The organism is Bradyrhizobium sp. SZCCHNR2028 (assembly GCF_032380995.1).
Lineage (GTDB): Bacteria > Pseudomonadota > Alphaproteobacteria > Rhizobiales > Xanthobacteraceae > Bradyrhizobium.
On the sequence record NZ_JAUHJF010000005.1, the window covers coordinates 216,662 to 230,450 of the forward strand.

At 67.7% G+C, this 13,789-nt stretch carries 15 protein-coding genes; 11 read left to right on the top strand and 4 right to left on the bottom strand.

The window, feature by feature from the left end; genetic code table 11:
- From QX121_RS11260 to QX121_RS11285, 6 genes are read left to right on the top strand one after another with little or no spacing between them, the layout of a single operon-like run.
- On the top strand, positions 1–1,035 hold the full coding sequence (locus QX121_RS11260) for an extracellular solute-binding protein (RefSeq protein ID WP_315797869.1): 1,035 nt from the start codon (positions 1–3) through the stop codon (positions 1,033–1,035).
- Positions 1,032–2,102 (top strand): ABC transporter ATP-binding protein, encoded by a 1,071-nt coding sequence (locus tag QX121_RS11265; RefSeq protein WP_315811938.1) that lies wholly within the window; start codon positions 1,032–1,034, stop codon positions 2,100–2,102. Before QX121_RS11260 ends, QX121_RS11265 begins: the two co-directional genes overlap by 4 nt.
- A 2-nt stretch (positions 2,103–2,104) precedes the next feature.
- The gene (locus QX121_RS11270; RefSeq protein WP_315811939.1) at positions 2,105–2,971 is read left to right on the top strand and encodes an ABC transporter permease; all 867 of its coding nucleotides are present in this window, start codon (positions 2,105–2,107) and stop codon (positions 2,969–2,971) included.
- A complete protein-coding gene (locus tag QX121_RS11275; protein ID WP_315781570.1) occupies positions 2,968–3,768 on the top strand; it encodes an ABC transporter permease in 801 nt (266 codons plus the stop codon). The genes QX121_RS11270 and QX121_RS11275 overlap by 4 nt, the downstream gene beginning before the upstream one ends.
- 4 nt (positions 3,769–3,772) lie before the next feature.
- A complete protein-coding gene (locus tag QX121_RS11280) occupies positions 3,773–4,684 on the top strand; it encodes a polysaccharide deacetylase family protein (protein ID WP_315781566.1) in 912 nt (303 codons plus the stop codon).
- A 58-nt stretch (positions 4,685–4,742) separates the two neighbouring features.
- Positions 4,743–5,558, top strand: coding sequence for an NAD-dependent protein deacetylase (locus QX121_RS11285; protein ID WP_315811940.1), 816 nt, complete (start codon positions 4,743–4,745; stop codon positions 5,556–5,558).
- Between the two features lie 126 nt (positions 5,559–5,684).
- Here QX121_RS11285 and QX121_RS11290 read toward each other — a convergent pair whose 3' ends face one another.
- Positions 5,685–5,858: a hypothetical protein gene (locus QX121_RS11290; protein WP_315811941.1), complete on the bottom strand. Its 174-nt coding sequence runs from the start codon at positions 5,856–5,858 to the stop codon at positions 5,685–5,687.
- A gap of 186 nt (positions 5,859–6,044) precedes the next feature.
- On the opposite strand from QX121_RS11290, the gene QX121_RS11295 reads away from it, so the two are divergent.
- Entirely contained in the window at positions 6,045–6,290 is a 246-nt protein-coding gene (locus QX121_RS11295; RefSeq protein ID WP_315770522.1) for a hypothetical protein, read from the top strand.
- A 60-nt stretch (positions 6,291–6,350) separates the two neighbouring features.
- On the opposite strand, the gene QX121_RS11300 is transcribed toward QX121_RS11295, so the two are convergent.
- From QX121_RS11300 to QX121_RS11310, 3 genes are all read right to left on the bottom strand, one after another.
- Positions 6,351–7,652 (bottom strand): sorbosone dehydrogenase family protein, encoded by a 1,302-nt coding sequence (locus QX121_RS11300; protein WP_315770520.1) that lies wholly within the window; start codon positions 7,650–7,652, stop codon positions 6,351–6,353.
- 143 nt (positions 7,653–7,795) lie between these two features.
- A complete protein-coding gene (locus tag QX121_RS11305) occupies positions 7,796–8,224 on the bottom strand; it encodes a type II toxin-antitoxin system VapC family toxin (RefSeq protein WP_315811942.1) in 429 nt (142 codons plus the stop codon).
- Positions 8,224–8,472, bottom strand: a complete 249-nt coding sequence (locus QX121_RS11310; protein WP_315811943.1) for a type II toxin-antitoxin system Phd/YefM family antitoxin — start codon at positions 8,470–8,472, stop codon at positions 8,224–8,226. The genes QX121_RS11305 and QX121_RS11310 overlap by 1 nt, the downstream gene beginning before the upstream one ends.
- Before the next feature lie 311 nt (positions 8,473–8,783).
- Between QX121_RS11310 and QX121_RS11315 the strand changes: the two genes are divergently transcribed.
- The 4 genes from QX121_RS11315 to QX121_RS11330 all read left to right on the top strand — a co-directional run bounded on the left by QX121_RS11315 (position 8,784) and on the right by QX121_RS11330 (position 13,784).
- A complete protein-coding gene (locus tag QX121_RS11315) occupies positions 8,784–9,866 on the top strand; it encodes an integrase core domain-containing protein (RefSeq protein ID WP_315811377.1) in 1,083 nt (360 codons plus the stop codon).
- A 349-nt stretch (positions 9,867–10,215) separates the two neighbouring features.
- Positions 10,216–11,541, top strand: coding sequence for a DUF3422 domain-containing protein (locus tag QX121_RS11320; protein WP_315811944.1), 1,326 nt, complete (start codon positions 10,216–10,218; stop codon positions 11,539–11,541).
- A gap of 69 nt (positions 11,542–11,610) precedes the next feature.
- Entirely contained in the window at positions 11,611–12,303 is a 693-nt protein-coding gene (locus QX121_RS11325; RefSeq protein ID WP_315811945.1) for a DUF2848 domain-containing protein, read from the top strand.
- A gap of 326 nt (positions 12,304–12,629) precedes the next feature.
- On the top strand, positions 12,630–13,784 hold the full coding sequence (locus tag QX121_RS11330) for a glycosyltransferase (protein ID WP_315811946.1): 1,155 nt from the start codon (positions 12,630–12,632) through the stop codon (positions 13,782–13,784).
- Positions 13,785–13,789 lie beyond the last annotated feature (5 nt).

Here is a 13,789-nt window from a genome sequence, read left to right on the forward strand (position 1 = left end):
ATGCACCCCTTCTCCCGCCGCAGCCTCCTGAAAACCGGTGCGGCCTTCGCCGCCACCCTTGCCGCGCCCGCGCTGGTGCGCGCCGCCCCCAAAGAGATCGTGATCGGCGGCCCCGCCGGTGCCGCCAAATATTTCAACGCCGATCTGTTTCCGGTGCTGGAGAAGAAGCTCGACTGCAAGGTGCTCTACGAGGGGACGAACTCGCTGACCAATCTGCAGAAGATGCAGGCCGACAAGGCCAGCCCGAAGATCTCCGTCGTGATCATGGACGATCCGGTGATGCTGCCGGCCGCGGCCGAAGGGCTGATCACCAGGATGTCGTCGTCGGCGATTCCCAATCTCGGCAAGCTCGTCGACGACGCCGTGCACCAGGACGGGATGTGGGCCAACTACCAGAAGCCGTGGGTCGGCATCGCCTATTCCACCAGGCGCATGAAGACGGCACCTGGCAGCTGGGCCGAGCTGTGGGATGCGAAATACGACTCCAAGATCGTCGTGCCGTCGTTGTCCAACACCGAAGGATTCTGGACGCTGCTCGCCGCCGCGCATCTCGAGACCGGCAAGCCCTACAAGGAAGCGCAATACGAGATCGATGCCGGATTCAAGAAGATCAAGAGCCTGAAGGCCAATCTGCTGAACGTCTATACGAACGCACCGCAGGCCATCAATCTGCTGGAGCAGGGCGAGGCCTGGATGATCGGCGGCCAGTTCTCGGCCTATACCTTGATCCGCAAGGCCGACGGCTCGCCGGTCGATCTCGCGATCCCCAGGGATGGCGGCTTCTCGATGCCGTCGGGCATCGCCAAGGTCGCAGGCGCGCCGGCCGGCGATCTCGCCGACGCCGTGATCGACTTCTATCTCAGCCCGGATGCGCAGACCATCCTGGCCAAGACGGCCTTCATCGCACCGACCAGCAAGGCGACGCCGCTGCCGGCCGGCTATCCGGATCCGGCCTCGCTGTTCGCGCCCGACTGGGCCTTCATCGCCAAGAACCGCGCCGGCTGGGTCGATCGCTGGAGCAAGGAGATGACATGACCGCCGCGCCGCATCTCGTCATCAGCGGAGTCTCCAAGCGCTTCGGTGCGGCGACCGTGCTCGATCGCGTCGATCTCACCATCCGGCGCGGCGAGCTGGTCACCCTGCTCGGCCCGTCCGGCTGCGGCAAGACCACCTTGCTGCGTGCCATCGCCGGCCTGGCGCCACCGGACACCGGCACGGTTTCGCTCGCCGGGCGCGACGTCACCCATGTGCCGCCGCATCGACGCAATGTCGGCGTCGTGTTCCAGAGCTACGCGTTGTTCCCGCATCTCACCGTCGCCGGCAACGTTGCTTTCGGCCTGAAGGTGCGCGGCACGCCGAAGGCCGAGATCGATCGCGCGGTGGAGCGCGCGCTTTCGCTGGTCAAGCTCGGCCATCTCGGCGGCCGCCGCATCTCGGCGCTGTCGGGCGGCCAGCAGCAGCGCGTGGCGCTGGCGCGCGCGATCGCGGTCGAGCCCGACGTGCTGCTGTTCGATGAGGCGCTGTCGGCGCTCGATCGCAAGCTGCGCGAGGAGATGCAGGTCGAGCTGCGCCGTCTGCTGCAGGAGGTCAAGGCGACCGCGATCTTCGTCACCCACGACCAGGACGAGGCGCTGACCATGTCGGACCGCGTCGCGGTCATGAACAGGGGCCGCATCGAGCAGCTCGCCGCGCCGCGCGAGCTCTATGCCCGGCCTGCGAGCTTGTTCGCGCTCAACTTCGTCGGACTGTCGACGCGCATCGCGGGCCAGGTGGTCGGCGCGCATGACGGCACGGTGGACGTCGTGACGCCGGTCGGCCGTCTGTCGGCGCGCGGCGCGTTTCAGCCCGGCGCCTCGGTGATCGTGGCGACGCGGCCGGAGCAATTGCGTCTCGGCGCCGGAGACGGTGCCAACTCCGCGGCCGGACGGGTGCGCTCCGTCGTGTTTCAGGGCTCGCGGACTCTCGTGGATGTCGATGCCGGCGCCGGCGCGAGCCTGCTCGCCGAGCTGTCGGGGCGCGAGGCCGAGCTGCCGCGCGTGCACGACGAGGTCCGCTTCGCATGGCCGGTGTCGGAGACCTTCGCCTTCGCCGCCGAGGCTTGACCATGACCGACGCCGTGTTGCCAGCACCGATTGTCAAGCCCGCGCCCGATCGCGAGCGGCTCGCCGCGTTCGGCTTCGTCGCGCCATCGGCGCTGATCATCGCGCTGGTGTTCGTGCTGCCCTTGGCGCTGCTGCTCGGCGTCAGCGTGCTCGATGGCAAAGGCGGCATCACGTCGGCGAACTACACGCGGCTGCTCGGTACGCCCTATTATCTCGGAATCATCTGGAATTCGCTGCGGCTCGGCCTGCTGACGACGCTGATCGCCTTCCTCATCTCCTATCCCGCAGCGTTCGCGCTCGCCCGCGCCCTCGGCGCGTTGCGCTCGGTCCTGCTGGCGACCCTGTTCCTGCCGCTCGCAGCCTCTGTCATCGTCAAGGCGTTCGCCTGGACCATCCTGTTGCGCAGCGACGGCCTCATCAACACAGTGCTGATCACGCTCGGGATCATCGAGGATCCGATCCGCATGATCTTCACCCAGACCGCGCTGATAACAGGTGCCGTCAACATCTTCCTGCCGTTCATGGTGCTGCCGATCTACGCGGTGGTGGCGCAGCTCGACGGCCGCTACGCGGAAGCCGCGGCGACGCTCGGTGCCTCGCCGCTCGTGGTGTTCTTCCGCGTCATCCTGCCGCTGACCCTGCCCGGCATCATCGCCGGCGTGGCGCTGGTGTTCTCGCTGGCGGTGTCGGCCTATGTGGTGCCGACGCTTCTGATCGGCGAGAAATATCCGACGCTCGCCACCACCATCGCCAAGGCCTATCTGCTGGCGCGCGAACCCGGCTTCGGCGCCGCCGCCGGCGTCGTGCTGTTGGCGATTGCGGTCATCGTCGTCGCGCTCAGCACGCTGCCGTCGCGCGAGCCGACATGATGACGCGCGTCGCCATCATCATCTGCTGGCTGCTCGCGATTGGCCTCGCGCTGTTCCTGGTGCTGCCGCTTGTGGTGATCGCGGCCGCGTCAATCTCGCCGACGCCCGTGTTCGACCTGCCGCTGTCGGGCGCCTCGCTGCGCTGGTATGGCCGCATCGGGCGGCTCGACGGTTTCTGGCCGTCGTTATTTCTGTCGCTGCAGATCGCCGTGCTGTCGACCGTGCTCTCGCTGGTCGCCGGCACGCTTGCCGCGATCGCGATCGCCCGGGGCAGACTGCCGGGTGCAACCGCGATCGGGACGCTGCTCGTATCGCCTTTGATGATGCCGGGTCTCGTGCTCGGCATCGCGCTGTTGCAGTATTTCCGCATGATCGGTTTCACCGCGACCTGGAGCGCGCTGCTGGTAGCCCATCTCGTGGTGACCTTGCCCTATGTCGCCCGCACGATGATCGCAGGCCTCTCGCGCTTCGACTTCACCCTCATCGAAGCCGCGCGCACGCTCGGCTGCACCTATTCCGGCAGCGTGCTGCGCGTGATGGTGCCGGCGCTGGCGCCGTCGTTCCTGATCTCCGGCCTGTTCAGCCTGTTGGCCTCGTTCGACAACTATCCCGTCTCGATCTTTCTCACCGACGTGCGCTCGAAAACGCTGCCGATCCGCATGCTGCAATATATCGAGGAGGCGCCCGATCCGACGCTCGCGGCGCTGTCCACCCTCATTCTCGCCGGCACCCTGGTGCTGCTGCTGATCAGCGACCGCCTGGTCGGCCTGCACCGCATGGCTGGAACCGCGGATTGACACGATGACCCCACAGCCTGCTTTCCGCCGCGATCTCACGGGCTATGCCGGCAGGCCGCCGCATCCGCGCTGGCCCGACGACGCACGCGTCGCGGTGTCGCTGGTGGTGAATTTCGAGGAGGGCTCGGAATTCTCGGTGTGCGACGGCGATCCGAGCAACGAGGCGATCTACGAGGTCGTGCATCGGCTGGACGGCCCCGACCCCTGTATCGACAGCCATTTCGAATACGGCACGCGCGCGGCGTGGTGGCGTATCATGGACCTGTTCGACGCCCACGGCGTCAAGGTCACCGTCAGCGCCTGCGGCCGCGCCGTCGAGCGCTCGCCGGAGCTGGCACGGGATGCCGTGGCGCGCGGCCACGAGGTGTCGGCGCATGGCTGGCGCTGGCAGAGCCACGCCGGCATGGGCGAGACCGAGGAGCGCCGGGTGATCGCGCGCACGGTGGAGACGATCCAGCGCGTCACCGGAAAGCGTCCGCTCGGCTGGCATACGCGCTCGGCGGCGTCAGCGAACACGCGCCGGCTGCTGGTCGAGCAGGGCGGCTTCCTCTATGACAGCGACGCCTACAATGACGACCTGCCGTACTATGTCGCCGTCGCCGGCCGGCCGCATCTGGTGCTGCCCTACGCCTTCGACAGCAACGACATGCAGTTCTTCAACGGCTCGCGCTTCCGCGGCGCCGACTTCGCCGACTACGTCATCGACGCCTTCGACTGGCTCGCGCGTGAGGGCGCGACGGCGCCGAAGATGCTGTCGATCGGTCTGCATCTGCGCATGATCGGCCGCCCCGGCCGGATCGGCGCGCTCGACCGCATCCTGTCCCACGTCACCGGCAGCGGCGTGGCCTGGATCGCGCCGCGCGCCGACATCGCCCGGCACTGGCTGGCGACCGTGCCGCCACCCGGCACGACCTGACGGACCTTGGCCTGGTGACGGACTGGCGCGGCCCGGCCTGGCCGCCTACATCTGCGCCATGATCGATCCTCTCGCGCTAAAATCCTTCATCGACAGCCACCACCGGATCGTCGTGCTCACCGGCGCCGGCTGCAGCACAAATTCCGGCATTCCCGATTATCGCGACAATGACGGGCAGTGGAAGCGCACGCCGCCGGTGACCTATCAGGCCTTCATGGGCAGTGAGGAGACGCGCCGGCGCTACTGGGCGCGCAGCATGGTCGGCTGGCGGCGCTTCGGCCGCGCCCAGCCGAACGGCGCGCACCATGCGCTGGCGCGGCTGGAGGCGCAGGGCCGCTGCTCGCTCCTGGTGACGCAGAACGTCGACCGGCTGCACCAGGCCGCGGGCACCAGCAATGTCATCGACCTGCACGGCCGGCTGGACCGCGTCCGCTGCATGGGCTGCGGCGCGACGCTGTTGCGGGCCCAGTTTCAGGACGAGCTGGCGGACGCCAATCCGCGCTGGCTGGCGCATGATGCCGCCGATGCGCCCGATGGCGACGCCGATCTCGACGGTGTCGATTTCGCTGAGTTCACCGTGCCGGCCTGTCACGCCTGCGGCGGCGTCCTCAAGCCCGACGTCGTGTTCTTCGGCGAGACCGTGCCGCGCGACGTCGTCGCCACGGCGCGCGGGCATGTCGATCAGGCCGACGCCATGCTCGTGGTCGGCACCTCGCTCATGGTCTATTCCGGCTTCCGCTTCGTCCGCGCTGCCGCCGACCGCGCCATCCCCATCGCCGCCGTCAATCTCGGCCGCACCCGCGCAGATGAGCTGTTGTCGCTGAAGGTCGAGGCGCCGTGTGATGCAGCGCTGGCGTTTCTGCTTGAGGGATAGGGTCGGCGGTCCTCTCTCCGCCGTCATGGCCGGGCTTGACCCGGCCATCCAGCTGCTTTGTCGCGGTAGCGATGGATGCCCGGGTCAAGCCCGGGCATGACGAGAAATCAAGTCCAGGGGGCCGCCTCACCGCGACTGCGGCTTCTCGCGGTTCTGGATGCGGTCCTTGTTGTTGACCTGCTCGCTCTCGGGCTTGCCGACCTCGACCGTCTTGCCGGCCTGGTTGCCTGGATTGTAGTGGAACTTGCCTTCGCGATGCTCGCCCGGCTGCTTCCGATCGGGATTGACATTGTCGGCCATGGAACTCTCCTGTCGCTGTGCCGGACAACGTCGCGGGCGTGATGCTTGTTCCGCGGCGGAGCGCCGCGGCGCCGTCCATGCGGCATCATCCCTCTCTGTGCGGACCGTCACGGAAGCAGCGCGCCCTGACCGTCATGATCCTCGCATGGGCTGCAGGGGCAGCCTCAAGCAACGAGGGACAAGGTCATGACTTCCAGCATTCGTCTTTTCGCCGCCGCCATCGTCGCGGGCGCGAGCCTGCTCGCGTCAGCATCGACATCGCCGGCGTCTGCCGGCTGGGAATGGCTCGGCAACAAGAACTACGTCAACTGCCTGCAGCTGTTTGCGAGCGGCAACTTCCTGATCCCGGCAAACGCCACCCCGGCCCAGCGTGCGGCGAAGCACGAAGCCGGCCGCCGCTACTGCAATCGCCAGTACTACGGCCACGACTGAGCATGGCGGCACATGCGCAAGGCCGAGGCCGATCACGGCCTCGGCCTTCGCTTGCGAGGCTCACGCCCCCGTCACGCGCCAAATGCAGTTGCCGACGTCGTCGGCGACCAGCAGCGATCCGTCCGGCCCGATGACGACACCGACCGGACGGCCATAGGAGAAGCTCTCGTCCGGCGCCAGGAAGCCGGAGAGAATGTCGCGCGCCGGGCCCGACGGCTTGCCGTTCTCGAACGGAATGAACACGACCCTGTAGCCGGACAGCTTGCTGCGATTCCATGAGCCGTGCTGGCCGATCACCATGCCCTCGGGGAAGCCGGGCAAGGTGCCCGCCGGCAGCCAGCACAGGCCGAGCGAGGCGGTGTGGCCGCCGAGCGCGTAGTCCGGCGTCAGCGCGGTCGCGACCAGGCTCGCATCCTGCGGCACCCGGTCGTCGACCGTCCTGCCCCAGTAGCAATAGGGCCAGCCATAGAAGCCGCCCTCGCGCACCGAGGTGAGATAGTCCGGCGGCGTCTCGTCGCCGAGCCCGTCGCGCTCGTTGACGACGGTCCACAGCACCCGCGTCTGTGGCTCGAACGCCAGCCCCACCGCGTTGCGCAGGCCACCTGCGAAGATGCGGCTCGCGCCGCTCGCGATGTCCAGCTCATAGATGCAGGCGCGGCCCTGTTCGACCTCGAAGCCCAGTTCGGCGATGTTGGTGAGCGAGCCGACACCGGCATAGAGCTTGGTGCCGTCGGGGCTGACCAAAAGACTGCGCGTCCAATGGCCGCCGGGCTTGAACGTGGTGAGGCGCTTGCCCTGCGCCGTGATGCGCTCCGCGCCCGCGGCATAGGGGAAGGCGACGATGCCGTCGGTGTTGCCGACATAGAAGGTGTTGCCGACCAGCGCCATGCCGAACGGCTGGCTGAGATTTTCCATGAAGGCATTGCTGATCTCGGCGGTGCCGTCGCCATCGGCATCGACCAGCCGGGTGATGCGGTTGGCGCTGACGCCGAGCGCTGCGGCGCGGCGCATCGTCGCCTGCATCGCATAGCCGAACATGTTGCGCACCGGGCTCGGAATCTGGGTGGCCTCGGCGATCAGCACCGACTTGTCCGGCATCACATAGATCCACCGCGGATGATCGAGCCCGGTGGCAAACGCATTCACCTTCAGCCCCGCCGCCGCCACCGGCTTCTCGCCGTCGCGCCAGCCCCGCGCCGTCGGCATCTTCAGGGTCGGCAGCAGACCCTGCGGCTTCGCCACCGGGATCTGCGGCTGCGCCCCCCACGCCGGCTGCGGCGTCTCGCCCTGCAGCTTGCGCCACTGCAGCGCCGCATTGCCAACCAGCGCGACACCGCGCGCGACGATGGAGGAGAGGGTCATGAAACGTCCTGTGGGATGAGACAGAGGTAGGGTGTGATGGTCGAGATCCATAATACATCTCGCCGACGCGGCGGATGTGACGATTCTGCGGAGCGGGCGCGGTTGGCCTGCGTGCCCTGCATGCGCGGCGCTCCCCGCGTGGCTCAGGGCGCGCCGTCTGCATCGCTCCACGGGTTGAGGAGCGCGACGCCGGTGGCGACGAAATCGGCAGTGTTGCGGGTGACGACGGTCAGCCCGTGGACCAGCGCCGTCGCGGCGATCAGCGCGTCGCGCTCGGGCCGCGGGTCGGGCACATGCAGGCGCGCGCAGTGCTGCGCCACCGCGGTGTCGATGGCGAGAATACGGCCGTCGAAATGCGTCAGGATATGCTGGTCTATCCAGGCCCGCAGCGCAGCTCCCTGGGTCGGGTCTCTGCGCGCAACGCGCTGCGCGCCCAACTCGATCTCGAGGATCGAGATCGCGGAGAGGAAGACGCTCGCGGCCGGACGCGCCGCCGCCCAGGCGACGACGTTGCGGTCCGCCTTGTCGCGGCGTCGGAGCTCGGAGACGACGTTGGTGTCGAGCAGGAACATCAGTCGAGGTCGGCGGGCCGGCCGATCGGCCCGGCGATGCGCGACGGCTCAAACTCGAAATCGGCCCCCGGCTGCGCCAGCGCGTCGGCGAGGCTCATGCCGCCGCCGGCCAGGCGGAGATAGTCTTCGATGGTCAGCAGCACATGCGCCGGCCGCCCGCGGTCGGTGATGAACACCGGCCCGTTGGCCGCTTCTTTCTTAGCGCGGCCAGTGTCCTGGTTGAACTCGCGGCTGGTCAGCGTGGTCATGGCCGGCCTCCTGGCAGTGGTCGTTATCCCTCTGACGGCAGAGCATATGTAGAGACGTTACTACGTTCAAGCGCGATAGTGACGGCGACGGGCGACGGGCGTGTTGCTCACGCTGTCCACCGCCGGTCGCATCCGGACATCCGCCGTCGGATTCGACCTCTCACCGCGAAGCCGATGCGCTCCCCTCCCCCTTGCGGGGAGGGGTCGGGGGTGGGGGTAGCCCAGGGTATGAACCGGGCTGAGTCCTGACAATTCAGACCGGGTTGATTCCTGACAGGCAAGCTTCGTCCGATTCGAAGGAGGATCGGTCGATGCCTTTCAGGGAGAGCAGTCCTGTGGAGCAGCGTATCGGGTTGTTTCGGGAGTACGACACGGGAGCTTTTTCGGTGACGGAGCTGTGCGCGCGGCACGGCATCAGCCGGGAGACGTTCTACGTTTGGGAGCGCCGCCGCGCGAGCGGGGATCCGCAGTGGTTCGAGGAGAAGAGCCACGCCGTGCAGAACTGCCCGCACGCCACAGCGGACCGGCTGGCACGGCGCATCATCGCAACACGACGACGGTTTCCGCATTTTGGCCCCAAGAAGATCAAGGCCTGGCTCGCGCGCGAGCGGCCGGAGGTCGACTGGCCGGCGGCCTCGACGATCGGCGACCTCCTGAAGCGTGAAGGCCTGGTCGAAGCGCAGCCACGCCGACTCACCGATGCGGCGAGCCGCTATCTCATCGAGGTGCGCATTGTCGATCCGACCTGGGCTGGCGTGAAGGGCGCTCTGGAGCGCGTTTTCAAGGATATCGGCCTTCCCGACGCGATCCGCTCCGACAATGGAGTACCGTTCGGATCGACGGGAGCTGGCGGCCTTTCGGCGCTCTCGGTGTGGTGGCTCAAGCTCGGCATCGAGCCACGCTACATCCCACCAGCGAGCCCGCAGGACAACGGCCGGCACGAGCGCATGCACCGCACGCTGAAGGCCGAGACGTCGAAGCCACCGGCAGACACGGCCGCCGAGCAGCAGCGACGCTTCGACGCCTTTCGCCGCCACTTCAACGAGGAGCGGCCGCACGAGGCGCTCGACCAGGTGGCCCCCGTCAAGCTCTGGCGCAGGCCGGTGCGCTTCATGCCAGACCGTCTCGATGATCCCTGGTACGACGCCGATCACGAGGTCCGCCGCGTGCGTCCCACCGGGGACATCAAATGGCAAGGCGAGCACGTCTTCGTTGGCGAAGCGCTCGCCGGCGAACTCATCGGCCTCGCCAAGCACGATACCGGCGGCCACATCGTCCGCTTCTGGGGCCGAGACCTCGGGCTGATCGACCGCGACCGCCGTTTCCTGCGCTTTGCTCCGCCGCGTGCGCGGCTCCGCGTCGCGCAGGAAACGGCGGAGACAACACAGCAGTGATCGAATAGTGTCAGGGATCAGCCCGGTCCAAAATGTCAGGGATCAACCCGGTCGGTCACCAGCCGTGCGCTGGTCATGATCGATCGAATGAATGCCCGCTCCTCATCGTGCAACATCGCATCGGTGATTGCGGCGGAGGGGCGCGCTGAGAGAGCCGCCAACACGCATGACATCGCCGCAGCCGTGGCGCCGTCATTGAATTGCACTACAGTGGTGTCACATGCTGCCGGCGCGTCGGCGGCCGGACGACAATGGAAGTCAGGGGGATGCACGGCATGATGGGGGTGATCAATTCAGGCGCAGCGCAATCGTCTGCGTCAGGTGTCGCTCTCACGCGTGGGCTCTGCCGATGACGTCGCTCGACAAGTCCGCCTTCACGCCGCACGCGCTGCGCGAGAGCGTGCTGAACGAGGTGCATGCGCGGCCGTTCACGCCGCTGACGCAGCCGGTGCTGGTGATCCGCTTCGCCTTCATGGCCAAAGGCGACAGCGCGGCGACCGACCGCGCCAGCCTTGCCGCGTTCTGCGCGCAGCATGGCGCGCTGCCGCCGGAGCCGGGCGTGAAGCATCACCAGGTCGATCTCGGCCCGGTCAGGCTGCGCTTCGAGCAGCATTCGGAATTCGCCACGCTGACCTGGATCTGGAGCTCGCCCGCGGACTCAGGCCCGCGCCGCTTCGGCGCCATCGCGCCCGAGCTGCAGGTGCTGATCGCGGCGCTGCCGCAGGCCGGCGAGCTGCTGGTGGCGGTCAAGCTCGAGGTCGAGAACGCCGCCGATCCGGTGGCGCGCGCCGAGGAGATCTTCGACAAGAGCAGCCTCGCCATCGTTGCGATCAAGGGCAGCGCCGGCGCGGTCGCCTCCGACTTCCGCCTCGACGACGACGGCTTCACCCGCATCCTGGTCTGCGCCGATGGCCCGACGCCGGAGCGGCTTGGCGCGCTGGTGCAGCGCGTGCTGGAGCTCGAGACCTACCGCACCCTGGCGCTGCTCGGCCTGCCGGCCGCGCTGGCGCTGGCGCCGGACGTCGACCGCATCGAGCGGCGGCTGGTCGAGGTGCTCGCGGAGATGCAGGGCGCGCAATCGTTCAAGCTCAACAACCATTTGCTGCGCGAGCTGACCGAGCTCGAGGCGCTGCTGGAGCGCGGCGCCACCGGCAGCCTGTTCCGGTTCGGCGCCAGCCGCGCCTATTACGACCTGGTGCAGGCCCGCCTGTCGGTGATCGAGGGCGAGCCGGTCGCGCCCTATTCGAGCTGGTCGTCGTTCCTGGCGCGGCGCACCGCGCCGGCGATGCGCACCTGCAACGCGCTGGAGGGGCGGCAGTCGAACCTGTCGCTCAAGCTGGCGCGCGCCGCCGATCTGTTGCGCACCCGCGTCAATGTCGAGCTGGAGCAGCAGAACCGCGATCTCCTGCGCTCGATGAACGAGCGCACCAAGCTGCAGCTGCGCCTGCAGAGCACGGTCGAGGGACTGTCGGTGGCCGCGATCGGCTATTACGTCGTCAGCCTGTTCGGCTATCTCGCCAAGGGCGCGCATGACAGCGGCCTGCCGGTCGATCCGACGCTGGCCACCGCCGCCTTCGTGCCGGTCGCGATCGCGCTGATCTGGTTCACGACCCACCAGATCCGCAAGCGACATCTGAAGGAGGATCACGAGGCGGAGAAGGGCGAGCAGGGGTGACGCGCGGCGCTTGCCAGCGCGCGGCGAGGCGGCTAAGCGGCGGTCTGACGGGACAGAGGCGATGAGACGATGAGCGGCACGACAATCGAATTCCTGGTTCACGCAGGCGGCGGGGCGACGCGGCAGCAGATCACGCTGAGCCGCCTCGTCATCGCCGGCTGGACCGGGCGCGATCCGGTCGCCCGCGACAAGCACATCGCCGAATTGGAAGAGCTCGGCATTCCCCGTCCGGCGACGACGCCGATCTATTACGAGGCTGCGGCCACCCGGCTGACCACATCCGACAGCATCGAGGTCAGCGGCGGCGACTCCTCCGGCGAGGTCGAGTTCGTGCTGGTGAAATCGCGCGGCCGGCTGTTCGTCGGCGTCGGCTCCGATCATACCGACCGCAAGGTCGAGACCTACAACATCACCGTCTCCAAGCAGATGTGCGACAAGCCGGTGGCGCCCGAGCTGTGGCTGGTCGACGACGTCGCCGCGCATTGGGACCGGCTGACGCTGCGCGCGTTCGCGACCATCGGCGGCGAGCGCGTGCTGTATCAGGAGGGCGCGCTGAGCGGCATGCTGGCGCCTCTCGATCTGATCGCGCGCCGCTATGGCGAGGCCGGCCTGCCCGAGGGCACCGCGATGTTCGGCGGCACGTTTGCCGCCAAGGGCGGCATCCGCCCCGCCGACCGCTTCGAGTTCGAGCTCGCCGATCCCGTGCTGAACCGCGTCATCCGCCATGGCTACGCGATCGAGCAGCTCGCCATCGCCGGCTGATCGGGACGCGCGCGATCACGATCGTGTGCGGCGAGGCTGGACCGGGTGAGCGTCGCCGCGGCAAGGGCCTGTTAAGCAGGACGGCCTAGGGTGTCGAAGTGTGCCGAAGCGGGACCGCCGCGCATCAGGCGTTCGCGTCCGGCACGATCCTGTCGCGACATGAGACGCGGAGCGGCTGGCAAATCCTTAACCGATCCCTACCTGATCATGGCTTATTCGACGGGTCGGAGGACAAGGGCGATTAACTAGAAGTTTAGGAATTGGTTGTGCGCGTGGATACCTCCCTTAAGGGTTTTATTAAATACCCCGGGAATTGGGAGAGTGCGATGCGCGTCGCGATCGTCCACGATTGGCTTTACGTTCTGGGCGGCGCCGAGAAGGTCCTGCAGGAGATCTTGCGCTGCTATCCCGGCGCCGACGTCTTCACGCTGTTCGACCTGCTGCGTCCCGAGGACCGCGCCAAGCTGGGATTCGAAAAGTCGCATACGACGTTCGTGCAGAAGATGCCGTTGTTGCGGAAGTATCACCGCTCCTATCTGCCGCTGATGCCGCTCGCGATCGAGCAGCTCGACCTGTCGAGCTACGATCTCGTGATCTCCTCGAGCTGCGCGGTGGCGAAGGGCGTGCTGACCGGGCCGGAGCAGGTCCACGTCGCCTATGTGCATTCGCCGATGCGCTATGCCTGGGACCTGCAGCACCAGTATCTTCAGGAGAGCGGCTACGCCACCGGCGTCAAGGGCCTCATCGCCCGCACGTTGCTGCACAAGATGCGGATCTGGGACGCCCGCACCGCGCACGGCCCCGACGCCATCTTCACCAATTCGCAGTTCGTCGCCCGCCGCATCAAGAAGATCTACGGCCGCGACGCCAAGGTGATCTATCCGCCGGTGACCATCGCGCAGCGCGATGCGATCCTGCCGGTCGGCAACCACTTTCTCGCCGCCAGCCGGCTCGTGCCCTACAAGCGCATCGAGCCGATCGTGCGCGCCTTCAATACCATGCCGGACCTCGAGCTGGTCGTGGCCGGCGACGGCCCGGAGGCGGCGCGTCTGAAGTCGATCGCAGGACCCAACGTTAAATTCGCCGGCTTCGTGCCGGACAAGCAATTGCGCGATCTGATGACCACCGCCCGCGCCTTCGTGTTCGCCGCGGAAGAGGATTTCGGCATCATCCCGGTCGAGGCGCAGTCGGAAGGCGCGCCGGTGCTGGCCTTGGGCCGCGGCGGTGCGCGCGAGTCGATCCTCACCACCGGGCCGCGCCCGACGGGCATGTTCTTTGAGTCGCCCGAGCCAGAGGCGATCGCGTCTTGCGTGCGTGCGTTCGTGGCCAAGGAGAAGTCGATCTCGCGGCTCGATTGCCGCCAGCGCGCCGGCTTCTTCTCGGCGGAGCGCTTCCGCAGCCAGTTCGTCGCGGCGGTCAACGAGGAGATCGAGCATTTCCGTGCGGGACATCAGGGCCGCGCGACACGGCTGATTGCGTAACGTTC